Raw genomic sequence first — 23390 nt, 5'->3', positions numbered from 1 at the left:
TTTCTACACCTCCTCAAATTTCCTCAATGAAATATCCAGAACCACAATTGAACATTCCTTCTGCAATTTCATCACATTCCCAAGAACAAACAAATTCATTAATCGTTTCATTAAAGATGAACCAATCAGGTGCAATTCCATCAGTGGAAGTTTTCTCATTGACTGCTTCTTCTGCACCACAAATGACACAACAGATTGTTTTTGTCTGGGATTTTTTCATCTTCAATTCCTCCTTTTAGAAAAGTGAAAGTTGCTTTTTAGTTTCTGCAACGTTTCCATCTTTAGCAATTTTGACAAAATGTTCTTTAAGTTCAATATTGTCAATCACAAATTGAAGGCCAAACAATTTACCTTTCTGCGTATGATATGATCCAATCAATCTAATTCCATCAATGCTTTCCAGTTTGTTTTTCAGCTTCAAGTTTTCAGTGTAAGCGAAGAACCGACCATTTCCAGCGGACCAAATTTTCAGTTGTTCTTTTGTTTTGTTTTTCATTGTTTTTACCTCCTCACTATATATATGGGGAACGTTTTACTCAAAGGTGACATAAGGAGAAATTTTTTTTGTGGTGGGGAAGGTTGAATTTCCCCACCTTGTTTGAAATCTGCAAATTCTACAAGTTATCTATTTTAAGCAAGACCTTTCTTGAATTTTTCCAGGTATTCTGAATAGTGCTTGTTTTTCTCGTGTGTTTCTTTGTTGAAGAATTTTTTCATATTCCGTTCTTTCAGCACTTTTTTGTCGTTGGTGTAAGTGGTGTTCAATTTGTGCCCAAGCAATTCAAGTTCTTCCATTGCTTGCTCTCTGAAACGAATGACAAACCGTTTATTTGCATCAAAAGTTCCACCAAATTTTTCTGTTAAATTTTCAGCAACTTCTTTTGTTGGGAATTTCCGTTCAATCAATGCTTTCCTTTCGGTTTGTGACTTCACCATATCTTTTATGATAAAATCAAGGATGAATTTTTGTTTTTCTTTGGCATTTTTTCTTCCCGGAATATTCTTCAACAATCTCTTCACGTAATATTGAAGTTCGTCATCAACTTCAAGTGAGTAGTTATCTTCGACGATTCCATAAACAAATTCCGACTGATCAGCATCATCATTTGAATTCTTAGATTTGTATGATTCCAATTGACTGACTGGGACCTGCTTTTCTGCACGATTTTCCTTTACTTTGTTCAAATCCGATGTTGCACGTTTTTTCAACTTTTTGTCATAGAACGGTTTGAAATCACCAATTGAAATGTCGTATTCAAGAATTGCTTCCTTCAGCAGCTTCCAAGCATTGTTTGTGATAATTGATTCATCGGGAAGTGGATACCAAAGTTTTTCTGTCAACCGTTGAACGTCATTTTTCCCGCCTTCACCACGATAACCAAAATAGATGTTCATCAACTTGTTCAAACCAACTGACATTTCAAGAATTTCTTTTTGCTTTTGTGGATCAGTTTCATTTTGTGCCCATTCAACAAAAGGTTTTGCTTCGATTGCCCATTCATTCATTTCTTTTGTGGTGTAGGCCATTGGTTGCCAGCGATTATTGAAATTGTCAGCAGGTTCTCCATAAACATGGTGCAAACCTTTCCGTTCAACTTGTTGGCCTTTGATATGTTTTTTCATTTTGAATTCCTCCCAGAGTGTTTTTTGGTGACATCGAATAACCTGACGTTACATACATGATGAAAAAAGTTTTTAGCAAATGTGACTTCAGGTGTACCCGACAAGTATAAAAACCGGTTACTCTATGCCTGGAATGAGAATGTCACGCTGATGAGAACCACTCCGGAAGAGAATGAAGAACTGGGCCGGATTCTGGCCGAGAAGGCAAACCAGTCCAAAGGGCCTGTCGCCATTTTCCTTCCGCTTCAGGGCATATCCGAATTGGATGCCCCGGATAGAGACTTTTGGTGGCCGGAAGCTGATCAGGCTCTGTTTGATGCGATCAAGAAGAATACAAAGAGCGAAATCCCGATTATCGAACTTGACTGCAATATTAACGATCCCTTATTCGCCCGGGCCGTGACGGATAAACTGCTTGAATTTCTGCAAAATGAAGAAAAATAAGAGGGGGTTTTTTTATGCCTTTTATCACTCGTGATGATGCACTGAAGCGCTTGAAACAGACGATCGAAGACGGATCGGTGATTATCGGCTGCGGTGCGGGGACAGGCATTTCCGCCAAATTCGCCGAACAGGGTGGCGCAGATCTCATCATTATTTATAATTCGGGTCGGTACCGCATGGCCGGCCGCGGTTCACTTGCCGGGCTGATGCCTTATGGAGACGCGAACGGGATTGTGGTGGAAATGGCAGCGGAGGTATTGCCGATTGTCAAAAACACTCCTGTCTTGGCCGGAGTGTGCGGAACAGATCCCTTCCGTCAGATGCCCGTGTTTCTCAAACAATTGAAAGAGATGGGCTTTGACGGAGTACAAAATTTCCCCACTGTCGGCCTGATCGACGGGGTGTTTCGCCAAAATCTCGAAGAAACGGGAATGGGGTTCAACCTGGAAGTCGAAATGATCCGAATCGCCCATGAATTGGATCTGCTTACCTGTCCCTATGTATTTAACCAACGGGAAGCGATTGCGATGGCAGAAGCAGGAGCGGATGTGCTGGTTGCCCATATGGGTCTGACCACCAAAGGATCAATCGGCGCGGAGACAGCGCTCACGCTGGAAGAATCAGCTGAACGGATTCAAGCCATACATGATGCGGCAAAAGAGGTGAATCCGGACATCATCGTCTTGTGCCATGGCGGACCGATTGCCGAACCGGCCGATGTGCAAAAAATCCTCGCATCCACCAAAGGGGTGGCCGGATTCTTCGGAGCATCCAGCATAGAGAGACTGCCTACGGAAAAGGCAATCCGGTCTCAGGTGGAACAGTTTAAATCGCTGTGACAAACTGGTGAAGCCGGGAACGCACAGCGATCCCTTCGCTATGATCCGATGCGTTAAAAAAATGAGGAGACTCCGTGCCTAGTGGAGTCTCCTCACTCTTATTGCAGACCGACAAAGAAATCATACAAAGCGAGTACAGTGACACCGACGAGACCCAATGTGAAGATTCCGCCGATGATGAAACCCGGCTTGTTGCCGGTCTTTTTGTTGTAATAGGTGCCGCGAATCGCGAAAATGCTGATCAAGACCAGTAATGGAACCATAAAGTATTGCACGTTTCACACCCGCTTTCCTCTTTCATCCGCGCTTTGCTACAGCGTTTTCACTAATCAGTATAAATCAACTTCCAGTGAAAAAAACATGAAAATAGACGGCCTCAATCATTTATTTTAATCGACTGTTCTGATGATGTCTATCTATCGGCCAATAATTAAGAATCCAAACAGGATAAATATTTGTTATATTAAGAAGTGAAAGCGTTTTATTTCAGATGGAGAGGAGATTGTCCGCGTGGAGAAAGAGAGATGGAACGAACGGATCCAAAAGTGGGAAGAGAAAACGGAGACTTTATTGGCCAAATCTCCTGAACGCAAAAACCCGTTTACTACGCTTTCCGGCATCGAAGTGAAGCGTTTATATACCAAAGAGGACAGGGCACGGGAAGATGAGGAACTGCCGGGAGAATTTCCGTACACCAGAGGAATTCGGCCGACGATGTACCGAAGCCGCTTGTGGACCATGCGTCAATATGCCGGTTTCGGAACTGCGGAGGAGACAAACCAGCGCTTTCACTATCTGTTGAAGCAGGGGCAAACCGGGCTGAGCGTCGCATTTGATTTACCCACGCAGATCGGTTATGACTCCGATGATCCGATGGCAACGGGCGAAGTGGGCAAGGTCGGAGTGGCGATTGACAGTTTGCAGGACATGGAAGCCTTGTTTGCCGGAATTCCCCTGGATAAAGTGAGCACATCGATGACGATTAATGCGCCGGCCGCCATTTTGCTGGCAATGTACATTGCCGTCGGAGAAAAACAAGGAGTGAAGCCACACCAGCTGCGCGGGACGATTCAAAACGATATTTTGAAGGAATATGTGGCGCGCGGCACTTATATTTTTCCACCCAAACCGTCGATGCGGCTGATCACGGATATTTTTGCGTATTGTGCGAAAGAAGTGCCCAAATGGAATACGATCAGCATCAGCGGTTATCACATTCGGGAAGCTGGTTCCACCGCGGTTCAGGAAGTCGCGTTTACGCTGGCAAACGGGATCGCCTATGTCGAAGCGGCGCTGAAGGCCGGCCTCGAAGTAGATCAATTCGCTCCGCGTTTATCTTTTTTCTTCAACGCGCACAATCACTTTTTTGAGGAGATCGCCAAATTCCGGGCAGCGAGGCGGTTATGGGCGAAAATCATGCGGGAGCGTTTCCATGCCTCGAACGAGCGCTCGTTACAATTGCGTTTTCACACGCAGACCGGGGGTTCCACCCTCACCGCGCAACAGCCGGATAACAATATTGTCCGGGTTACGCTGCAGGCATTGGCCGCGGTGCTGGGGGGAACGCAAAGCCTGCATACGAACTCGCGCGATGAGGCGCTGGCTTTGCCCACGGAGGAATCAGCCCGTATCGCCCTGAGGACGCAACAGATCATCGCTTACGAAAGCGGAGTCGCCGACACGGTTGATCCGTTGGGAGGATCGTATTTCATTGAGGCGCTCACAGATCAGATTGAACAGGCGGCACTTGAATATATTGAAAAGATCGATGCGATGGGCGGGGCTGTCCAAGCGATTGAACAAGGGTTCATGCAAGGGGAGATCCGGCGTACCGCCCTTGATACCCAGCGGAAGATTGAATCCGGTGAAGAAGTGGTGGTCGGCGTCAATCGTTTCCGGCTGGAGCAGGAGGAACAGCCCGGACTGATGCGGGTAGATCCGCAAATCGCCACACAGCAGATTGAAAAATTGAAACGCGTCCGTTCACAGCGGGATGCCGGGAAGGTGAAAGCATGTCTGGACCGGCTGAAACAGGCGGCACAGACATCGGAAAACTTGATGCCACGAATTCTGGAAGCGGTAAAAGCGTATGCGACGGTTGGTGAAATTTGCCATACACTCCGTGGTGTTTTCGGCGAATATCAATCGGTATAGAGGGAGGAAGCAAAATGAACAGACCAATTCGCGTCTTGGTGGCAAAGCCGGGGCTCGACGGGCATGATCGCGGAGCGTTAATCATTGCCCAAGCACTGCGCGATGAAGGGATGGAAGTGATTTATACCGGTTTGCGGCAGTCTCCGGCACAAATTGTGGCTACAGCCATTCAGGAGGATGTGGATGTGATCGGATTATCCTGCCTGTCCGGAGCCCATAATGAGCTGTTTCCGGAGGTGGTGCGCCTGCTCAGGGAACAGGGAGCGGAGGATATCATTGTTGTGGGCGGCGGTGTGATTCCGCAAGCCGACATCCCTTTTTTAAAAGAGCAGGGAATCGCGGAGATTTTCACCTCCGGAACTACGACCAAGGAGACAGCGGATTTTATTCGCCAAGCCGTTTTGGACAGGGAGGGGATGAAAAATGGCTAAAAAGATCAGCCACATCGGCATCGCCGTGAAAAATCTCGACACTTCCTGTTCCTGGTATCAAGATGTGCTGGAATTGCCGCTGGAGGGGATCGAAACCGTCGAGAGCGAGCAGGTACGGGTGGCCTTTTTTAAAGTGGGGGAGAGCCGGATTGAATTGCTGGAACCGCTTTCGGAAAACAGTGCCATCGCCAAATATATTGCCAGGTTTGGAGAAGGAATTCACCATATTGCCCTCGAGGTGGAGGAATTGGAGGAGCGCCTCAAAGCCCTGCGCGAAAAAGGGGTTCGCCTCATCAATGAAAGGCCCAAGCCCGGCGCGCATCAGATGAATATCGCCTTCTTACATCCCAAACAGGCGGGCGGCGTTCTGGTGGAACTGTGCGAACCGAATCATTTGGTTGAAGATTGAACGCTTTTGCCAATCTTGTGGAAAGGATATCCAGGATAAAACTTGATGGGGAGCGACAGAGAGATGGATATGTATCAAAAGATTGAGGAACTGAATCAAAAACGGGCCAAAGTTGAGCAGGGCGGCGGGGAATTGCGGATCCGCTCCCAGCACAAACGCGGAAAGCTGACCGCAAGGGAACGCATTGACCTGTTGGTGGATGAAGGCTCTTTTGTGGAACTCAATCCGTTTATCGAGCATCGCGCCACCCATTTTGGCATGGATCAAACAGAAGCGCCGGGGGAAGGCGTGGTGACCGGTTACGGAAAGATCCACGGACGGGATGTGTATGTGTTTGCCCAAGATTTTACCGTGTTTGGCGGTGCGCTGGGAGAGATGCATGCTTTAAAGATCGCCCGCCTGATGGATTTGGCCGCAAAAAACGGAGCTCCGGTCATCGGACTCAATGACTCGGGGGGAGCGCGCATTCAGGAGGGGGTTGTCTCTCTGGACGGATACGGCCACATTTTTTACCGGAATTCGATCTACTCCGGGGTGATTCCGCAGATTTCCGTCATCATGGGTCCGTGTGCCGGGGGAGCGGTTTATTCTCCGGCGATTACCGATTTTGTCTTTATGGTGCAAAATACAAGCCAGATGTTCATCACCGGCCCAAAAGTAATCGAAGCGGTGACCAAGGAGAAAATTTCCGCAGAAGAGCTGGGGGGAGCCGAAGTCCATGCCAGCCTGAGCGGCAACGTCCATTTCACGGCTGCCACCGAACCGGAGGTGCTGGAACAAGTCCGCCGTTTAATGAGTTATTTGCCGCAAAACAATATGGAAGACCCGCCGCGAGTCTATGAAAAAGAGGATGATGGCTGGATCGAAGAGCTGGCCGGGGCCGTTCCCGTTGACGGCAGCCGGGTCTACGATGTAAAACAAGTGATCCAACTGATTGTCGATCAAGGGGATTTCATGGAAGTTCATCCCGATTTTGCCCGCAATATCGTCGTCGGATTTGCCAGAATCGGCGGACGGACGGTGGGAATTGCCGCCAATCAGCCGAAAGTGATGGCAGGAAGCCTGGATATTGATGCATCGGATAAATTGAGCCGCTTTATTCGCTTCTGTGACAGTTTCAACATTCCCATCATTACTTTCGTGGATGTCACCGGCTTTTTCCCGGGAGTCAACCAGGAACATCACGGGATCATCCGCCATGGCGCCAAAATCCTGTACGCTTATTCGGAAGCGACCGTGCCGAAAATTACGATCATTTTGCGCAAAGCATTCGGCGGGGCGTATGTGGCGCTCAACAGCAAAGCGATCGGCGCAGATCTTGTCTACGCGTGGCCCAGTGCGGAAATTGCCGTCATGGGGGCGGAAGGCGCGGCCAATATCATTTTCAGCAGGGAGATTGAGGAGAGCGAGCATCCGGAGGAAACGAGAAAACGCAGAATCGAAGAATACAAAGAGAAGTTTTCCAACCCGTATATCGCAGCAGCCCATGGAATGGTTGACGATGTCATTGATCCGCGGGAAACGAGACAAAAATTAAAAACCGCCTTGGAGATCCTGCGAAACAAACGGGAGACACGCCCGCCGAAAAAGCACGGCAATATTCCGTTATAATGGAGGGATAAAGTGAATAAGGAGATTTTCTTTATCCGGGGTTCCGTGGATCGTTCACGTTGGAAAACGATGGGCCGGGTGGCGCGATTGTATGCAGGGCATACCATTCGGTCAAGGCCAAACTGGCCGTCAGGGGCAAGCCCTGTTTGGCCAAGGCACTTCGCCGGCAGACGGGACGGAGGATGGTTGCGGCGGAGATTCACGGATGAGGGTCATCGGTGAATAAAACGATGGTGATCGGGGAAAATGTATAAAAAAGAAGATTTCGGAAATTTGATCCGCGCCAGGGACACAAAATTTCATTCGATTTCTTCCAAGGGCGTGCTGATTTTCGTCAATTTCTCAGCAATGTTGGGTTTATTTGGTTAAAATTAGGTATTTTTGGCGGATACCCGGTATTTTGGCCGTTTATCGCCTTGATTATTCCCATGACAAACGGCTTGAACGTGGTAAAATAGGAAGAAATTTAAATAGCGATTGGAGGCGCACCCCGTTGATAAACAAACAACGCCTAATCGATGAATTTATTGAGCTAGTGACAACGGATAGTGAAACTGGTGATGAGAGAGCGATCTGTGATCTTCTCAAAGAAAAATTGACCTCGCTGGGGTTGCAGGTGATCGAGGATGACTCGGCCAAGCTGACGGGACACGGAGCCGGAAACTTAATTGCCACGATGCCGAGGACGATACAAGGCGCGCCGAAGATCTATTTTACATGCCATATGGATACGGTTGCTCCCGGTAAGGGGATCAAACCGTCGATTCAGGGAGATTACATCGTTTCCGATGGCACGACCATTCTCGGAAGCGATGATAAAGCCGGACTTGCCGCTCTTTTGGAAGGCTTGCGTGTGATGCAGGAACAAAAACTGCCTCACGGTCAGATTCAATTGATCATTACGGCCGGAGAAGAATCGGGGTTGATTGGCTCGCGTCATTTGGAGATGAAGCTGGTTGATGCCGATTTTGGTTTTGCCTTTGATTCGGACGGGCCGGTTGGAACGATTATCACCTCAGCCCCATCGCAGGTGAAAATTTTGGCCACCATTCATGGAAAGTCCGCTCATGCCGGTGTCGATCCCGAAAATGGGATCAGCGCCATTCAGGTGGCGAGCCGGGCGATCTCAAAAATGCGTCTGGGGCGCATTGATGCCGAGACCACAGCCAACATAGGAAAATTTCAGGGCGGCATCGCCAGCAATGTCGTTCCGGACCGGGTGGAGATCGTAGCCGAAGCACGCAGCCGCAATGAAGTGAAGCTGCGCGCACAGGTTAAACATATGGTACAAGCGTTTGAAGAGGCGGCGGAGCAATTTGGCGCACGTGCCGAAGTGGAAACCAAGGTGCTGTATCCCGGTTTTAAATTTACGGAAGAAGACGTTGTCGTGAAAAAAGCGAAAGCTGCCGTGGAAAAAGTGGGCCGCACGCCCAAAATTGCTGCAAGCGGCGGAGGCAGCGATGCCAACGTGATTGCCGGCCATGGCATTCCAACGGTCAATCTGGGGATCGGGTATGAAAATATCCATACAACCAAAGAGAGAATGCCGATCGCCGAATTGGAAAAAGCGGCAGAACTGGTTGTCGAGCTGGTCGGTGAATGCGCAAAAGTTCCCGTACACAGTACGACATCAAAATAAGGAGCCAAATTGGGAGGAGCGTCCTCATCGTGAGGATGCTCCTCTGTTTTAAACGACATGATTAAGTGTGCATTGAAAGCGTGCCATCTATTCATCCATCCGCGGTGAAACAGGTTCAATGCGTGGTTTCCAGGCCAATCGGCAGAATATAGAGAACCATCATCGCAAAGTGAAAAGCGGTTCCCGCCATGATAAACAGATGAAAAATCTCATGGAAACCGAATTTGTTCGGGAAAAAATTAAAACACTTGGTCGCATAGATGATGGCGCCGATCGTGTAAAAAACGCCGCCTGCGACCATCAGGGTAATCGCTCCCGCAGGCAAATTATGAATCAGTTGTACGAAGGGAATCAAGGCAATCCAGCCCAGTGTCACATAGAATGCCGTGGAAATATAGCGGGGGACGTGGATAAAAAACACCTTTAAAACGATCCCGATCAGCGCCAGGCTCCAGACACTGGACAGCATGATCCATTTCCAATTGCCATCCAAGCCATAATAAAAGACCGGGGTATAGGATCCGGCAATTAAGAGATAAATCGCACAGTGATCCATCTTTCGCAGGAAAAGCTCTTTTTTCGGAGTCGTGGATACCCAATGATAGAGGGAACTGGCGCCATATAATAAAATGACACTCACACCGTAGACGGTCATCGTTACGAGTGCGGAGGGGTGAAACCAGCTGAGTTTGATCAGAAACACCAAACCGGCAATAGCTGCAAGGAATGTGACGAAATGGGTCCAGGTATTAACAGGTTCTTTCATTTTCAATCGCTTCATTTCATAACCTCCGGTGGGTTCAGGATCATATGCGGACTTTCACAAAAGGAGCAGCAGGAGTGATTTCGTTATTTTAAGACAATTTTGTTTAAAGCCTCCCACACCTTTCCAGCTTGTTGTTAGCTATTCTAGCATTTATGTTTGCTGACTGTACAGGGCAAATCCGGAACTGGTCGGATGGGGAGGAGCTTGTTTTGAGTCAACATTCGTTTAAAATCGGCTGAAATGGGGAGAATGCACTTCCACCTTTCACATATGGGAATAGGATGAAGCGAATCCTGTTTGCCGGGGGTGTATAATGGCCATTATTCGGTGGATTTGGCGGATTTGGTGGTTCAGGAAAGTATGGTTCTGGTTGCGGAGATTTAAATGGCCTTCACTGCATCGCTGGATATTTGGATTGCTCAGATAACGGTTTCAAATGCAAAATCAAAAAACGGGCCATCCGCCGCAACAGCGGATCGCGGCCCGTTTTTTATTACTCTAGCGGTTCGGATGCCGTTCAGCGTTGAGACTCTCAAGTTTTTCCAGAATCCGACGCTTGCGGTACAGCATCATTCCCGCCTCTGCAACATCTTCTACCGTGGAACGGTTCAGAAACGCGCCAAAGATGATTCCGATGACGGGAACCATTTGGAACAGCTTCTTCCATCCGAAATTTTCGCCATAGGTGGCGACCACTTCACGCCATCCCTGTAATTCCGAAATCGATTCCCGCTGGATTTCCCCCTCCTGAAAACGGGTTAAATACGAAATGACCGCCTGTTTCCCCACATAATCGGCTGAAGCGAACTGGAGACACTTGACGATAAAGATCCGTTCCCTTTTTTCCAGGGGATTATAGCCATAAACCAAAGCCATCTCCTGAAGCACTTTCAAGGAGAGACCGAGCAGAGCCGGGATGTCGATCGCCAGTGTGAAAATGCCGCCGATTCCGGTTGTGGCTCCTTGGATCATGGCCCATTCGCTCCGGGATTCCTTCAGTTTTTCTGCCGCTTTATTCATTGTACCGAGAGGAAGTGACGCCACCTGATCGAGCGTGAGCCCGCCGGACGGGAGACCTGCGTGCTTTTCCAAATCGTTGATGATCTCTTTTTCGGAAATTAAGTATTTGCCGCCTGTCTGGATAAAGCCTCCCAACTCATCCAGCACCTTTCCCAAGAAGTCCTGAACGGCTTTGGGTGTGATGCGGTCCAAAAGCACAAAGGGAAGACGACCGAGTTTTTCCCAAAACCATAAATCTTTTTGATCCTTTTCCCATTTTTGAATCAGGCTGAGTTCCCTCAGCAATTGCTCTTTGCTGTCAGTCGGGAAGGAGGTGTGCAAGTTTGATCCTCTCCTTGGATAAGCTTGAATAATATTTCCTGTCTTGTGAGTCAGAAATTTTTTCACTATAATGTTAGAAATCATTCATGTCTTGTCATATACAACCGCATCAAAGTTAAGCAAAATTGGGAGTGAAGAAACGCGAACCGGCCTGAGACCACGTTGGGGATTTTTAAAGATAATAATCCAAAATTCGGTCCACGGCCGGGCCATAGGTTTCCCCAAAGATATTTAAGTGCACGAGCAGATAGTAAAGCTGATATAAAGGCTTCCGTTCTTCATATCCGGGATCAAGCGGATTCATCTCCGTGTATGCGCGGTAAAAACGCTGCGAAAAACCGCCGAACAGCTCGGTAAATGCCAGCTCCATCTCGGAATGGGCATACTGGACAGCCGGGTCGATCAAATAGGGACGTCCGCCGGGACCAGCCATCCAGTTGCCGCTCCACAAATCTCCGTGGATCAGGGATGGGGTGACATCAGCCGGTAAGAAGGAATCGAGACGGGCCATCAATCTCTCCAGTTTTTGAGAGCGCAGAGGGGAGATGGCGCCTTTTTTCTGTCCGAGTTTCAATTGAACTCCGAGGCGACGGTCACGGTAAAAAGCGGGCCAATCATCTGACCAGCCGTTTTTTTGCGGCAACATGCCAAGATAATTGTCCATTTCCAATCCGAAATGCGTTCCCCTGTGGCGGTGCAGCCCGGCCACCCCCCGCCCGAGCTCCTCCTCGGTCCGGAAGCTCTCCTCCCCGTCAATCCATTCCAACACGAGAAACGGCGATTGTCCGTTTCTTCCCGGCTGATGCCGATTACGTCAGGAACGGCGATGGTGTTTGTTTTTTTCAGCAACTTCAATCCGTGAGCTTCCGCTTGAAAAAAACGGTGATCCATTTGTTCATTCACCTTGACAAAATAGGCACGGGTCCGGGTTTGTACATAAAATGACCGATTGATGCATCCGCCGGATACGGGGCGGTAACGGATGATTTCAGCTTCCTTCTCAATTCCCTGCAAAAGTGCCTGAAGAGTTGCCAGCAAGAAGGATCATCTCCCTGTTCTCTGTCTGATTTTTGCAGCCGCATGGTCAGAACTGTGCCCTGCTCGTCAATTTTATCTGTTTCTATTATAGTGGAAAACGGCTGATCGCTTTCGGATATATTGTTTGACGGTGAGGTTGCTTTGGGCCAGATGGTGAAGATAAAGACGGATTTGCCATGCTTTTCCGCTGATCCAGACAGAACGTTCGTCCCATCTTTTTTTCATGTTTTTTCACTCGCTTCCATTTTGAGGATTATCTTTCTGATACGCATTCTGCCCGCAAGATATGTATAATGAAGAGGATGTGAACAGGAGTGACTGTGATGAAACGGGATTTGGAAGAAAAGACCATTTCGAGCCGGACGGTGTTTGAGGGAAAGGTCATCCGTCTGCAAGTGGACGAGGTACGGTTGCCAAACGGCAATACCTCCAAGCGCGAAATCGTGAAACATCCCGGGGCTGTCGCGGTAATGGCAGTAACGGATGAAAACAAAATGGTGTTTGTCCGTCAGTTCAGAAAACCGCTGGAGAAGACGATTTTGGAGATTCCGGCCGGAAAGCTGGAGCCGGGGGAGGATCCGCTGGATTGTGCCAAGCGGGAATTGGAGGAAGAAACGGGATACAAAGCGGGCGAGGTAAAACACGTTGTTTCTTTTTATACTTCCCCGGGTTTTGCCGATGAATATTTGCACCTGTACGAGGCGAGAAATCTGGCTGCCGGCAGGGTGAATCTGGATCAGGACGAATTTGTGGAGAGAATGGAGCTGTCGCTGGTGGAGTGTTTTGAACGGATCAGATCAGGAGAGATTTGCGATGCCAAAACGGTGGCCGCCGTTTATCTGTGGCAAAATCGGGTGCTGACTGAAAAATGAGTTTAACACCTTTTTTTGCTGATCTGCATATTCACATCGGACGGACCAGCCGCAATCTTCCCGTCAAAATCACAGCGGCGCGAAATCTGACATTTGAAAGTATCGTGAAGGAAGCGGAACACCGCAAAGGAATCCGCATGATCGGAGTGATTGATGCCCAGTCACCGCCGGTGCAGGAAGATATTGAAGCCGGTCTTTCCTCCGGTTTGTACAAGGAACATCCTGACGGAGGGATTTTGTACCATAACACGATCTGTATCCTTGGGGCGGAGATTGAGGTTAAAGATCCGGGCATGGGTGCAGCACACATTCTCGCTTACTTGCCGACGCTGGCTCACATGCGTGAGTTTACGAAGTGGTGCCGCAACTACATGAAAAATGTCCAGTTGAGCACCCAGCGACTGTACAGGCCTGCCCAAGCTTTGCAGGAAAAGGTGTATGAACTTGACGGGATCATCGTTCCCGCTCATGTTTTTACCCCGTTCAAAAGCGTGTACGGCAACGCGACTGACCGCATGAGCAAGCTGCTCAATCCTGATCTTGTCGCGGGAGTGGAGCTCGGACTCAGCTCGGATTCCAGCCTGGCCGATCAGTTGTCCGAACTTTCCCCGTTAACTTTTGTGACCAATTCCGACGCTCATTCATTGCCGAAAATCGGGCGGGAGTATAACGAATTTCTGATCAAGGAACCGAGTTTTGCCGAATTGAAGCTGGCACTGTCAAGAAGAGAAGGGCGAAAAGTGTGCGCCAACTACGGATTGGATCCGAGACTGGGGAAATATTACCGAACCCGTTGTCTCAATTGTGAGGAACTGTGGCCGGCTTATCCGGAAGCAGACCGGTGCCCGGAATGCGGAAGTGCGAAAAAGGTACGAGGCGTACGGGACCGAATCATGGAAATCGCCGACCAGGAAAGCGTCCATCCTGATCACCGCCCTCCTTATATTTATCAGGTTCCTCTCGAATTTATCCCGGGACTCGGCAAACGAACCCTGGAGAAATTGTTGGCGGTATTTGGTACGGAAATGAATGTGTTGCATCATGCCGGGATGGAGGAAATCGCCGCAGTCGCCGGAGAGAAAATTGCCTGGCAGATCCGGTTGGCCAGGGAGCAGAGGCTCGAGCTGGAAGAAGGCGGCGGCGGGAAATACGGAAAAGTGAAAATCACCTAGATGAAAGAAAAAGGGCCTGGCTTTGTGCCAAGGTCCTTTTCTGTTAGTCACGGGCGCCAAACTGTTCCAGGATTTGTTGCGCTTGCGCCGATCGTTCCGGCTCCGTAAAAACGGTGACGCAAACATCTTCCATTGAATCAAAGGGTTGCCCGCCGGACAGGCCGCTGGCATCGGGATGGACAGCTTTTAAAATATCCCGGTCCGAGCGGTCACCGCCCAGCGTGCTCGCCTGCAGCGACATGGTCGGGTCAGTAAAGGGATTTTTCAAATCATCGTCCCGATCATGCAAATTTCCTCCGCCAAGAGGGGAAAAACGGTCGATATAAGCCTCGAAGCCATTTTCTTTCAAAGCCTGTGCAGCTTGTTTGGCCGCTTCCATGGTTCGGAAGTAACCGAAAAGATATTTTTGCTCCAACAGGGAATCCCTCCTTTTTCATCTATATAATGTCGTTTTTTTCAGAGAAATTATTCATCTGGCAAACGAAAAAAAGGCTTCCCCTTAAGCGGTAAAAGATGTGGAATAATGTGGACAATTGTGCTTGCGGAGGGTTGGCATGCGCGGCGGAAAGGGCATATGGGCTGGTGTTGGGAAAAGCTTGGCAATGGACAGAGAATGAAAAGGGATAATCCCTTTTCAAACGGCTTAAGGATTATCCCCTGAAGGCTAGGCGGAAGGAAGCGGTTTTTTCCTTTTTTCTTTGCGGTTTACCAGGAGAATGCTCAAAATGATAAAGAGAAGGCCCAGCGCCAAATGGAACGACAGCGGCTCCTTCAGGAAGATGGCGCCAAACCAGACGGAGAGGAGAGGGACGAAAAAAGTATAGGAAGCAATGCGGCTGGCTTCTCCGGTTCTCACCAGTTTGAAGTAAACAACCCAGGCAGCCGCGATTCCGAGGAAAGCGCCAAATAACAGCCCCGAGACATAAGGCAGGTTCCATACAATTTGCCCTGCATCTTCAACGGCCAGACCGGCAACTGTCATGACAGCGCCGCCGATGACGCATTGGAGGGAGACCAGCCAGAGGGTGTCCACATTTGTTCCTTCTTTTTTCATATATACAGTGCCGATCGCCCAGCTGATAGCAGTGATCAACGCCAGAATGATTCCGGTTGCCGACAAATGACCGGCCATCCCGTCCCAGCTTACGACCCCCACTCCGATCACGCCTAAAATCAAACCGGTTACCTTGAACAGGTTAAGCGATTCGCGAAGCCAATACCATGCGAGAAATCCGACCAGCACCGGTTGCAGATAGACAATGACCGAAAACAGGCCCGAGGGTAAATACTTTAACCCGACGGTTTGGATTCCATAGAAAAGAACCGCGTTGAACAGAGCGGACACCAGGTAGACTTTCCAATGGGTGCGGAATTGAATTTGCCGGTATCGGGACAGAGCCAGGATGGAGAGACCGATCCCGCCCAAAAGGGTCCTCATTCCGGCAAAAAGAATCGGCGGGGTATATTGTAAGGTCATTTTATAAATAGGCCAGCACAGGCCCCATACGATGACAAGAAATGCGATGAAACCAATTGTTCGAAATCGTTCTTTTGCCAATGGGTACACCTCTGTTATATCAAGCTGAAAATCTTATATTAGTATATCAAAAATAACGAGAATCGAAATAAAACAGGATAATGGATCTATTCTTTTAATAATTTTGAGAAGAACCAGGGCATGACGGATTCCTGTGTTTTGTCAACACAAGCTGACTACAGATTCATTGTCTTTTGCTGGCGGGCCGTTTTGTCACAAGACCATGGAATTGCCAGCATGATGAAAATAGATAAACATAAATCGAAATTGATCCGCTTATTTTGATATGATAAGAGTAGCAGAATTCTGCCTATGCAAGAAAAAGGCAGCGAAAATACCATGATCACATCGGAGTTGGAGTTTACTTTTGCAATGGAGTGATTTCATGATCTTCCCTTTTTCCTCTCAGGAATTTGTGCTCGAGTGGCTATTGATCGCGGTGCTGGTTAGTATCGGCCTGATCATCCTCTGCAAGTTTGCCATTTTTATGCTGCGGCGTCGGCGAATCGCTTCTTTTCTTTTGATTTATAAAAGCTGTTGGGTTTTATTTTTTGTTTGCTATTTTTCCTTGATCGGATTTTTTATTTATCAAATTCTCAACTTTTCAGACTTGCGGAATTTGCGTAACCTGATCATCTCCATTATCATTTTGGGATTGGCTATCCTTTTTTGGATTGGTCCCGCCCGCGGCATATTGGGATTAAAAGCGCGCAAATTGACAATTCGGGCCGATGAAACCAAGGCGGAAAAGATCGTTTCCAAAGATGGCTGGGTGATTGACAGCTGGCTGGGAGAGGGAGGAGTCGCGGAAGTTTCCGAAAATGAAGCCAAAAAAGAAAATCAGCCGGCGAAAACCCGTTTCGGCAAGAATCTGTAAATCTAGGAATGCCGGGCTGTATATTTCTCCTTGTGCTGTCATAGAGTAGAGTGACAGGATAAGGAGGATCGCGAAATGAAGAGGAAAAATCAACTCGGGTCTACCATCGGGCTTCATGTTAAACAGCAAAAATCGCTCTATCTGTTTGTCACTGTTTTGTTTATGATGGGAGTCATTTTCGGTTCCCTGATTGTCAATGCCCTTGACCCAACTCAAAAAGAAGGCTTGATTCATTATCTGGGGTATTTTTTTCAGGGCCTGAAACAGGATTCGATTGCCGATTCCTCCATCGCTTTGCAACATTCGGCGGGTGATCATCTGAAAACAATCGGATTGATGTGGATTTTGGGCCTCTCGGTAATCGGGATTCCGCTTTTGTTGATTTTTATCTTCATCAAGGGACTGGTGATCGGCTTTACCGTCGGTTTTTTGGTAAATCAACTGTCCTGGCAGGGATTGTGGTTTGCCTTTGTCTCCGTCGTGCCGCAAAATCTGCTGATTATTCCGGCATTGATCATCGTAACCGTCGCCGGGATCAACTTTTCGAAAGATTTGGTGCGCAATCGCCTGATTCACCATCGCGGCCGGATCTATCCGCAATTTGTTTCCTTTTGCATTCTGGTGACCGGAATGGCAGCGGTTCTGATGATTTCTTCGCTATTTGAAGCATTTCTTTCGCCGCAGATCATGAAAGAATTAATCCCTACACTTAACTAACTAAATACTGAAATGGATTGTTTTTAAAATGATTCTCATCTGATATTTTTTCTTGATTGGTTTGACTTCCCTTGTTGCTCTCCAATATAATGGAGTCAGATAGGCAGGGGGGTGTCTCTGTGGAAAAACGGGTAAATCAAATTAAACAACAATTATCCGCCCATAATTATAAATTAACCCCCCAACGGGAAGCGACTGTCCGCGTCCTTCTGGAAAATGAGGAGGATCATTTAAGCGCGGAGGATGTTTACCTGTTGGTTAAAGAAAAAGCACCGGAAATCGGATTAGCGACGGTTTACAGGACGTTGGAGCTCCTCAGTGAATTGCAAATCATTCATAAACTGAACTTTGGCGATGGCGTAACCCGCTATGAATTTCGGGCGGAAGGGGCGGAACACCATCACCATCACCTCATCTGTCTCAATTGCGGGTCAGTTGATGAAATCATGGAAGACTTGTTGGAACCGATTGAAGTACAGGTTGAAAAAGAATATGATTTTCAGATCATTGATCACCGGTTAACATTTCACGGAATTTGTCATCGTTGTAAAGGGAAGGTTTCCGATCCAAAAAAGCTTGTTGGTTCAAAGGTAACGTGAGATCTTGGAAAAAAAGATCTCACGTTTTTGTTTAAAAAAGGTGAGCTGTTGCATCCTAGAAATAAATAATTCAGCAACAGAAGGAGGGGAAGTTTGATGAGAATTGGTGTGCCCAAAGAAGTGAAGAACAATGAATATCGTGTGGCCATCACCCCGGGGGGCGTTGATGCCCTGGTACAGGCTGGTCATGAGGTGATCATCGAAAAAGGCGCCGGAGAAGGAAGCGGTTTCAAAGATGAGGAATTTGCAGAACACGGGGCCAAGATCGCACCATCTGCTTCGGACACATGGAACAACGCGGAGATGATCTTAAAAGTCAAGGAACCGCAACCCGAAGAGTATGAATACTTCCGTGAGGATCTGATTTTGTTCACCTATCTCCATCTCGCTCCCGAACCGGAACTGACGAGGGCGCTGATGGATAAAAATGTGGCCGCTATCGCCTATGAAACCGTGCAATTGGACAACGGTTCGCTTCCGCTGCTCACCCCGATGAGCGAAGTGGCCGGGCGGATGTCGGTGCAGATCGGTGCCAGATTTCTGGAAAAGCCTCAAGGAGGGCGTGGAGTTCTTCTCGGTGGTGTTCCGGGGGTTGTTCCGGGAAATGTTGTCATTATAGGCGGGGGAACAGTGGGAACAAATGCTGCCAAAATCGCCTTGGGAATGGGAGCCAATGTTACCATCCTCGACATTAATGCCGACCGTTTGCGCCAGCTGGATGATTTGTTTGCCGGCCGATTGCACACACTCATGTCCAATCGCTATAATATTGCCGAAATGGTGAAACAGGCGGATCTGCTGATTGGTGCGGTACTGATTCCCGGACGCCGGGCCCCGCATCTGGTCACCGAGGAGATGGTGAAAGAAATGCAGGAAGGGGCAGTCATCGTCGATGTGGCAATCGACCAGGGCGGTTCGATCGAAACGATTGACCATGTCACCACTCACAGCGATCCGACTTATGTCAAATACGGAGTCGTTCACTACGCTGTTGCGAACATGCCGGGCGCCGTTCCCCGGACATCTACTTTTGCCTTGACCAATGTGACGATTCCGTATGCCGTGCAAATCGCCAGCAAAGGCCTGGAAAAGGCTATTTCCGAAAACCGCCCGTTAGCCCGGGGAGTCAATGTGTACAAAGGGCAGGTTACATACCAGGCCGTTGCAGAGAGTCTGAACTTGCCGTATGTATCGCTGAATGAGATAATGGGGCGCCAAGTGGTTTAAATGCCCCGGAGATTTTCTCATAAAAGATCGTCCTTTTCCATAGGTTATACCAATATGAGGAAAGGACGATCTTTATGGTAATCTCGCTTCGCAAGCTGAAAGATTGGTGTCAATTCATCCTGTTGTTCATCCTGTTCACTTTGTTGTTGTACCAGTTGATTTCTTTTTTGACTCCTCTCTTCAAGCCGGATTTTATGTATAAACAACCGGCGGGCGGGGCAGTCAAAGTGTTTGCTTATGCCGACAGAAGCAGTCCTTCATCCTTTCTGGAGGAAGTGAAAGAGCGATTGCTAGAATTTTATTGGATCGGGGAATGAAACGTTCGGAAAATGTTGCACTTTTTGTCGATCAGTGACAAACTATGAAAGGGAGCTTTGCTCCCAACTCACTGATAAGGCCGAGACGATGTGAGCAAAAAGCGTCGTCGGTTCTTTTTTTTCAGTGCAGGTATGAAGGAGTGAATGGAATGAATCGTTTTTCTCGAATCGCGCTGATCGTTCTTGACAGTGTCGGAATCGGCGCTTTGCCCGATGCAGCTGCCTTTGACGATGAGGAGGCCAATACGCTCGGACATATAGCTGATTACAAAAAAGGTCTTCATCTGCCCAATCTGGCAAAAATGGGGCTTGGCAATATCGCTCCGATCCAAGGGGTGAATCCGGTGGAAAAGCCGGCCGCCTATTATGCCAAAATGGCTGAAATCTCAAAGGGGAAAGATACGACAACAGGCCATTGGGAATTTATGGGCATTTATACGGACAAACCTTTCAAAACTTACCCGAACGGATTTCCCGAAGAGCTGATCAAGACTTTTGAAGAGCGGACAGGCCGTAAAGTACTTGGAAATAAGCCCGCTTCCGGCACTGAAATCATCAAGGAGTTGGGCGAGGAACATATGAAAACCGGCGCGCTTATCGTCTATACGTCGGCTGACAGCGTTTTCCAAATCGCCGCACATGAAGAAGTGGTTCCGCTTGATGAATTGTATCGGATTTGCGAGATTGCACGGGAGCTGACACTGGATGACCGCTACTCGGTGATCCGCGTCATTGCCCGTCCGTTTGTCGGGGAACCGGGCAATTTTACGCGGACGGCAAACCGGCGTGACTATTCGGTAAAACCGCCGGCTCCGACGGTTCTCAACTATCTCAAGGACGCCGGCAAAAATGTGATTGCTATCGGAAAAATTTCCGATATCTATGCAGGGGAAGGTGTAACCGAGGCCATACATACCAAATCGAATATGGATGGCGTCGATCAATTGCTCCGTACGTTGGAAAAAGATTTTGACGGGCTGGCCTTTGTCAATCTTGTCGATTTTGACGCCAAGTACGGACATCGCCGTGATCCGGAAGGGTATGCGGCAGCACTTGAAGAATTTGATGGGCGTCTACCGGAAATATTGGCTGCGTTGCGCGAAGATGATTTGCTGATTATTACAGCTGATCACGGAAATGACCCCACTCATCATGGGACGGACCATACACGGGAATACACACCGCTCCTGGTTTACGGAAAAAAACTGGCTGATGTCGGAAAATCCCTGGGAGTGAGGGAAACCTTCGCCGATGTCGGGGCGACCATTGCCCACAATTTTGCCGTCCAGGCACCGCCGATCGGCCGGAGCTTTTTGAATGAACTGGAATAACGACGGTCACGTCAACTCGCGTAACCTGAGGATGAAAGCCTTCACAAACTCGTAAGCGGAGTGAGGCCCTTCTGACCGGCCATTGGAAATGAGATAAGGGGCGGTCAGGGGGCAATACCACCAAGCTGCAATAAACGGATACAGAGAAAAGAGGAGGAACACGATCATGCGTTACTCTCGTGTACATATCAAAGAGGCCGCCGAATTTATTCAAGGCAAAATCTCGATTCAACCTGCTGTCGGTTTAATTCTTGGTTCGGGTTTGGGAGTGATCGCGGAAGAGATTCAGAACGCTGTTTCCATCGATTATGAAAACATTCCGCACTTTCCGGTTTCCACCGTGGAGGGACATGCCGGCAAGCTGATTATCGGCGTTTTGAATGAAAAGCCCGTTGTTGTGATGGCCGGCCGCTTTCATCTCTATGAAGGGCATGAGCCGGAAAAGGTGTCGTTCCCCATTCGGGTTATGAAAGAATTGGGGGTTGGAACGATCCTGGTTACCAACGCTGCCGGAGGTGTAAACGAATCATATGATCCCGGTGATTTAATGGTGATTAAGGATCATATCAATCTCATGTTTAAAAATCCGCTGGTTGGCCCGAATGATCCGGAACTGGGGCTGCGCTTCCCGGATATGTCAACCGCATATGATCCGGAATTGCGCGATTTGGCGAAGCAAGTGGCAAGAGAACAAGGTTTTTCCCTGCGGGAAGGGGTTTATGCCGCCGTTTTGGGCCCTTCTTATGAAACTCCGGCCGAGATTCGCATGATCCGGACGCTTGGTGGAGATGCGGTAGGCATGTCAACCGTGCCGGAAGTGATTGTTGCACGGCATGCCGGGATTCGCGTGCTGGGAATTTCCTGCATTTCCAACATGGCCGCCGGAATTCTGCCCCAGCCTCTCAGCCACGAGGAGGTCATGGAAACGGCCGAACGGGTCAAGGAAAAATTTATTGGCCTGGTCAAAGGGATTCTCGATCGATTGTAATAAGGAAGGGAATGCTTTCCCGCCGAAGTTGTCAGCAACGCGTCAGGCGTGATTAACGAAGGATGGACGAGGGATCAAAAGATGAGTACCGTGGAAATCATTCGCAAAAAAAGAGATGGAAAAACGTTGGAAACCAATGAAATTCGGGAGTTGATCCAAGGTTATACCTCCGGAAGGATTCCCGACTACCAGATGTCGGCCTGGGCGATGGCCGTGTTTTACCAAGGCATGACTGAAAAAGAAACCGCCGATCTGACGATGGCGATGGTGGAATCCGGCGACCAGGTCGATCTTTCCGCAATCCAAGGCATCAAGGTGGATAAACACAGCACGGGCGGTGTCGGTGATACGACGACATTGGTATTGGCACCGCTGGTGGCTGCTGCCGGGGTTCCGGTGGCCAAACTTTCCGGCCGGGGCCTGGGACATACAGGCGGTACCATTGACAAACTGGAATCGATTCGCGGTTTTTCAACCGAATTGGCCACGTCAGAGTTCGTCGAGCTCGTCAATCGCAACAAAGTGGCGGTGATGGGACAGACAGCCAATTTGACACCGGCTGACAAGAAGCTGTATGCTTTGCGCGATGTCACTGCAACAGTCGATTCAATTCCGCTGATCGCCAGCTCTATTATGAGCAAAAAGATCGCAGCCGGTGCCGATGCGATCGTGCTGGATGTAAAAACAGGGGAAGGCGCTTTCATGAAAGATGAAGCAGATGCTGTCCGCCTGGCCCAGGCGATGGTGGCGATCGGCAAACATGTAGGACGCAAGACGATCGCGGTTGTCAGTGACATGAGCCAGCCGCTTGGGTACGCCGTCGGAAATGCCGTCGAGGTAAAAGAAGCGATTGATACGTTGAAAGGGAACGGACCGGCCGACTTGACCGAGCTTTGCTTGGTGCTGGGAACGCAGATGCTGGTTCTCTCGGGTGAATACCCTGATAGCAAAGCCGCCCGGCAAACGCTGGAAGAACTGATCCGCAGCGGAAAAGCCCTGGCCAAACTGAAAGAATTTATCGTCGGCCAACACGGGGATCCGGTACAAATTGATCAACCGGAGACGTTGCCGCAGCCCGGGAAAATCATTCCGCTCGAAGCGGAGCAGGATGGGATTGTCCAGACAATTCATGCTGAAGAAGTAGGGCTTTGTGCCATGAAATTGGGGGCAGGACGGGCCACAAAAGAAGATCAAATCGACCATGCAGTGGGCATCCTGTTGCATAAAAAAGTCGGAGACAGCGTACAAAAGGGAGAACCGCTGGCTTCCCTTTATGTAAACAGAACCGAAGCGCTGGAGGAGGTGAAGCAGCGGATGCGCCAGGCGATCCCGATCGGTACCACTCCGGTTTCGGCTCCGAAATTAATTCGTTCGATTGTAACGGAAGATGGCGTCATCCCGCTGTAAATAAAGATAAATCCGGCCCTCTGAAGAGGGCTGAGGTTGTTGACAAAGAAG

27 protein-coding genes and 1 pseudogene are annotated in these 23390 nt (G+C 48.8%); 18 read left to right on the top strand and 10 right to left on the bottom strand.

Annotated features, from left to right (window positions below; all coding sequences use genetic code 11):
* Positions 1-13 precede the first annotated feature (13 nt).
* The 3 genes from JG50_RS0114575 to JG50_RS0114565 all read right to left on the bottom strand — a co-directional run bounded on the left by JG50_RS0114575 (position 14) and on the right by JG50_RS0114565 (position 1623).
* A complete protein-coding gene (locus tag JG50_RS0114575; RefSeq protein ID WP_033101855.1) occupies positions 14-220 on the bottom strand; it encodes a hypothetical protein in 207 nt (68 codons plus the stop codon).
* A gap of 15 nt (positions 221-235) precedes the next feature.
* Positions 236-496 carry a hypothetical protein gene (locus JG50_RS0114570; RefSeq protein WP_033101854.1) on the bottom strand — a complete coding sequence of 87 codons (261 nt, stop codon included), beginning with the start codon at positions 494-496 and terminating at the stop codon, positions 236-238.
* A 134-nt stretch (positions 497-630) separates the two neighbouring features.
* Entirely contained in the window at positions 631-1623 is a 993-nt protein-coding gene (locus JG50_RS0114565) for a hypothetical protein (protein ID WP_033101853.1), read from the bottom strand.
* A gap of 81 nt (positions 1624-1704) precedes the next feature.
* Between JG50_RS0114565 and JG50_RS0114560 the strand changes: the two genes are divergently transcribed.
* Positions 1705-2067: a Tm-1-like ATP-binding domain-containing protein gene (locus tag JG50_RS0114560; RefSeq protein ID WP_081943962.1), complete on the top strand. Its 363-nt coding sequence runs from the start codon at positions 1705-1707 to the stop codon at positions 2065-2067.
* Positions 2068-2081: 14 nt separating this feature from the next.
* Positions 2082-2906: a phosphoenolpyruvate hydrolase family protein gene (locus JG50_RS0114555; RefSeq protein ID WP_033101851.1), complete on the top strand. Its 825-nt coding sequence runs from the start codon at positions 2082-2084 to the stop codon at positions 2904-2906.
* Between the two features lie 98 nt (positions 2907-3004).
* On the opposite strand, the gene JG50_RS20205 is transcribed toward JG50_RS0114555, so the two are convergent.
* Positions 3005-3181: a hypothetical protein gene (locus JG50_RS20205; protein WP_160173891.1), complete on the bottom strand. Its 177-nt coding sequence runs from the start codon at positions 3179-3181 to the stop codon at positions 3005-3007.
* A gap of 235 nt (positions 3182-3416) precedes the next feature.
* On the opposite strand from JG50_RS20205, the gene JG50_RS0114550 reads away from it, so the two are divergent.
* The 6 genes from JG50_RS0114550 to JG50_RS0114530 all read left to right on the top strand — a co-directional run bounded on the left by JG50_RS0114550 (position 3417) and on the right by JG50_RS0114530 (position 9150).
* A complete protein-coding gene (locus JG50_RS0114550; protein ID WP_033101850.1) occupies positions 3417-5060 on the top strand; it encodes an acyl-CoA mutase large subunit family protein in 1644 nt (547 codons plus the stop codon).
* 14 nt (positions 5061-5074) lie between these two features.
* Positions 5075-5491, top strand: coding sequence for a cobalamin B12-binding domain-containing protein (locus JG50_RS21020; RefSeq protein ID WP_052154364.1), 417 nt, complete (start codon positions 5075-5077; stop codon positions 5489-5491).
* The gene (mce, locus tag JG50_RS21015; RefSeq protein ID WP_033101849.1) at positions 5484-5900 is read left to right on the top strand and encodes a methylmalonyl-CoA epimerase; all 417 of its coding nucleotides are present in this window, start codon (positions 5484-5486) and stop codon (positions 5898-5900) included. The genes JG50_RS21020 and mce overlap by 8 nt, the downstream gene beginning before the upstream one ends.
* A gap of 69 nt (positions 5901-5969) precedes the next feature.
* Positions 5970-7511, top strand: a complete 1542-nt coding sequence (locus JG50_RS0114535; RefSeq protein ID WP_152568604.1) for an acyl-CoA carboxylase subunit beta — start codon at positions 5970-5972, stop codon at positions 7509-7511.
* 59 nt (positions 7512-7570) lie between these two features.
* Positions 7571-7720: a hypothetical protein gene (locus JG50_RS20200; RefSeq protein ID WP_160173890.1), complete on the top strand. Its 150-nt coding sequence runs from the start codon at positions 7571-7573 to the stop codon at positions 7718-7720.
* 284 nt (positions 7721-8004) lie between these two features.
* Positions 8005-9150, top strand: a complete 1146-nt coding sequence (locus tag JG50_RS0114530) for a M20/M25/M40 family metallo-hydrolase (RefSeq protein ID WP_033101847.1) — start codon at positions 8005-8007, stop codon at positions 9148-9150.
* A 115-nt stretch (positions 9151-9265) separates the two neighbouring features.
* On the opposite strand, the gene trhA is transcribed toward JG50_RS0114530, so the two are convergent.
* The 4 genes and pseudogenes from trhA to mciZ form a co-directional block, all read right to left on the bottom strand.
* Complete coding sequence (gene trhA / locus JG50_RS0114525) at positions 9266-9931, bottom strand: PAQR family membrane homeostasis protein TrhA (RefSeq protein ID WP_033101846.1); 666 nt, start codon at positions 9929-9931, stop codon at positions 9266-9268.
* A gap of 483 nt (positions 9932-10414) precedes the next feature.
* Entirely contained in the window at positions 10415-11257 is an 843-nt protein-coding gene (locus tag JG50_RS0114520) for an EcsC family protein (RefSeq protein ID WP_033101845.1), read from the bottom strand.
* Positions 11258-11429: 172 nt separating this feature from the next.
* A pseudogene (locus JG50_RS18375) lies at positions 11430-12215 on the bottom strand (fructosamine kinase family protein); the annotation flags it as partial.
* 152 nt (positions 12216-12367) lie between these two features.
* A complete protein-coding gene (gene mciZ, locus JG50_RS19460; RefSeq protein ID WP_081943959.1) occupies positions 12368-12520 on the bottom strand; it encodes a Z-ring formation inhibitor MciZ in 153 nt (50 codons plus the stop codon).
* 98 nt (positions 12521-12618) lie between these two features.
* Between mciZ and JG50_RS0114510 the strand changes: the two genes are divergently transcribed.
* Together JG50_RS0114510 and JG50_RS0114505 are read left to right on the top strand one after the other, a co-directional pair.
* Positions 12619-13167 (top strand): NUDIX domain-containing protein, encoded by a 549-nt coding sequence (locus tag JG50_RS0114510; RefSeq protein WP_033101844.1) that lies wholly within the window; start codon positions 12619-12621, stop codon positions 13165-13167.
* Positions 13164-14339, top strand: a complete 1176-nt coding sequence (locus tag JG50_RS0114505; protein WP_033101843.1) for an endonuclease Q family protein — start codon at positions 13164-13166, stop codon at positions 14337-14339. The genes JG50_RS0114510 and JG50_RS0114505 overlap by 4 nt, the downstream gene beginning before the upstream one ends.
* A 43-nt stretch (positions 14340-14382) precedes the next feature.
* On the opposite strand, the gene JG50_RS19000 is transcribed toward JG50_RS0114505, so the two are convergent.
* Both JG50_RS19000 and JG50_RS0114495 read right to left on the bottom strand, forming a co-directional pair.
* Positions 14383-14754, bottom strand: coding sequence for a hypothetical protein (locus tag JG50_RS19000; protein WP_052154363.1), 372 nt, complete (start codon positions 14752-14754; stop codon positions 14383-14385).
* A 249-nt stretch (positions 14755-15003) separates the two neighbouring features.
* Positions 15004-15897: a DMT family transporter gene (locus tag JG50_RS0114495; RefSeq protein WP_033101842.1), complete on the bottom strand. Its 894-nt coding sequence runs from the start codon at positions 15895-15897 to the stop codon at positions 15004-15006.
* 346 nt (positions 15898-16243) lie between these two features.
* Here JG50_RS0114495 and JG50_RS0114490 point away from each other — a divergent pair, with 346 nt between their 5' ends.
* From JG50_RS0114490 to JG50_RS0114455, 8 genes are all read left to right on the top strand, one after another.
* A complete protein-coding gene (locus JG50_RS0114490; protein ID WP_152568597.1) occupies positions 16244-16753 on the top strand; it encodes a hypothetical protein in 510 nt (169 codons plus the stop codon).
* A 75-nt stretch (positions 16754-16828) separates the two neighbouring features.
* On the top strand, positions 16829-17470 hold the full coding sequence (gene spoIIM, locus JG50_RS0114485) for a stage II sporulation protein M (protein ID WP_033101840.1): 642 nt from the start codon (positions 16829-16831) through the stop codon (positions 17468-17470).
* Between the two features lie 119 nt (positions 17471-17589).
* Entirely contained in the window at positions 17590-18069 is a 480-nt protein-coding gene (gene fur, locus JG50_RS0114480) for a ferric iron uptake transcriptional regulator (RefSeq protein ID WP_033101839.1), read from the top strand.
* Positions 18070-18165: 96 nt separating this feature from the next.
* Positions 18166-19296: an alanine dehydrogenase gene (gene ald / locus JG50_RS0114475; protein WP_033101838.1), complete on the top strand. Its 1131-nt coding sequence runs from the start codon at positions 18166-18168 to the stop codon at positions 19294-19296.
* A gap of 74 nt (positions 19297-19370) precedes the next feature.
* Complete coding sequence (locus JG50_RS0114470; protein ID WP_033101837.1) at positions 19371-19613, top strand: DUF4227 family protein; 243 nt, start codon at positions 19371-19373, stop codon at positions 19611-19613.
* A 149-nt stretch (positions 19614-19762) separates the two neighbouring features.
* The gene (deoB, locus tag JG50_RS0114465; RefSeq protein ID WP_033101836.1) at positions 19763-20944 is read left to right on the top strand and encodes a phosphopentomutase; all 1182 of its coding nucleotides are present in this window, start codon (positions 19763-19765) and stop codon (positions 20942-20944) included.
* Between the two features lie 166 nt (positions 20945-21110).
* Complete coding sequence (locus JG50_RS0114460) at positions 21111-21932, top strand: purine-nucleoside phosphorylase (RefSeq protein ID WP_033101835.1); 822 nt, start codon at positions 21111-21113, stop codon at positions 21930-21932.
* Positions 21933-22013: 81 nt separating this feature from the next.
* Positions 22014-23339: a pyrimidine-nucleoside phosphorylase gene (locus JG50_RS0114455; protein WP_033101834.1), complete on the top strand. Its 1326-nt coding sequence runs from the start codon at positions 22014-22016 to the stop codon at positions 23337-23339.
* Positions 23340-23390: the final 51 nt, after the last annotated feature.

This window comes from Thermoactinomyces daqus, from assembly GCF_000763315.1.
Classification (GTDB): domain Bacteria; phylum Bacillota; class Bacilli; order Thermoactinomycetales; family Thermoactinomycetaceae; genus Thermoactinomyces_A; species Thermoactinomyces_A daqus.
The sequence above is the reverse complement of the archived record's forward strand: the minus strand, read 5'-3'. Positions and strand labels throughout refer to the sequence as shown.

Bases quoted from the DNA above. Each gene is read 5' to 3' on its own strand.
- trhA (WP_033101846.1), bottom strand. From the start codon at position 9,931: ATGAAGCGATTGAAAATGAAAGAACCTGTTAATACCTGGACCCATTTC.
- JG50_RS0114535 (WP_152568604.1), top strand. From the start codon at position 5,970: ATGTATCAAAAGATTGAGGAACTGAATCAAAAACGGGCCAAAGTTGAG.
- spoIIM (WP_033101840.1), top strand. From the start codon at position 16,829: ATGAAGAGGAAAAATCAACTCGGGTCTACCATCGGGCTTCATGTTAAA.
- JG50_RS0114455 (WP_033101834.1), top strand. From the start codon at position 22,014: ATGAGTACCGTGGAAATCATTCGCAAAAAAAGAGATGGAAAAACGTTG.
- JG50_RS0114565 (WP_033101853.1), bottom strand. From the start codon at position 1,623: ATGAAAAAACATATCAAAGGCCAACAAGTTGAACGGAAAGGTTTGCAC.
- JG50_RS21020 (WP_052154364.1), top strand. From the start codon at position 5,075: ATGAACAGACCAATTCGCGTCTTGGTGGCAAAGCCGGGGCTCGACGGG.
- JG50_RS0114460 (WP_033101835.1), top strand. From the start codon at position 21,111: ATGCGTTACTCTCGTGTACATATCAAAGAGGCCGCCGAATTTATTCAA.
- ald (WP_033101838.1), top strand. From the start codon at position 18,166: ATGAGAATTGGTGTGCCCAAAGAAGTGAAGAACAATGAATATCGTGTG.
- JG50_RS0114575 (WP_033101855.1), bottom strand. From the start codon at position 220: ATGAAAAAATCCCAGACAAAAACAATCTGTTGTGTCATTTGTGGTGCA.
- JG50_RS0114555 (WP_033101851.1), top strand. From the start codon at position 2,082: ATGCCTTTTATCACTCGTGATGATGCACTGAAGCGCTTGAAACAGACG.
- JG50_RS0114570 (WP_033101854.1), bottom strand. From the start codon at position 496: ATGAAAAACAAAACAAAAGAACAACTGAAAATTTGGTCCGCTGGAAAT.
- mciZ (WP_081943959.1), bottom strand. From the start codon at position 12,520: ATGAAAAAAAGATGGGACGAACGTTCTGTCTGGATCAGCGGAAAAGCA.
- mce (WP_033101849.1), top strand. From the start codon at position 5,484: ATGGCTAAAAAGATCAGCCACATCGGCATCGCCGTGAAAAATCTCGAC.
- JG50_RS0114510 (WP_033101844.1), top strand. From the start codon at position 12,619: ATGAAACGGGATTTGGAAGAAAAGACCATTTCGAGCCGGACGGTGTTT.
- JG50_RS0114505 (WP_033101843.1), top strand. From the start codon at position 13,164: ATGAGTTTAACACCTTTTTTTGCTGATCTGCATATTCACATCGGACGG.
- deoB (WP_033101836.1), top strand. From the start codon at position 19,763: ATGAATCGTTTTTCTCGAATCGCGCTGATCGTTCTTGACAGTGTCGGA.
- JG50_RS0114470 (WP_033101837.1), top strand. From the start codon at position 19,371: ATGGTAATCTCGCTTCGCAAGCTGAAAGATTGGTGTCAATTCATCCTG.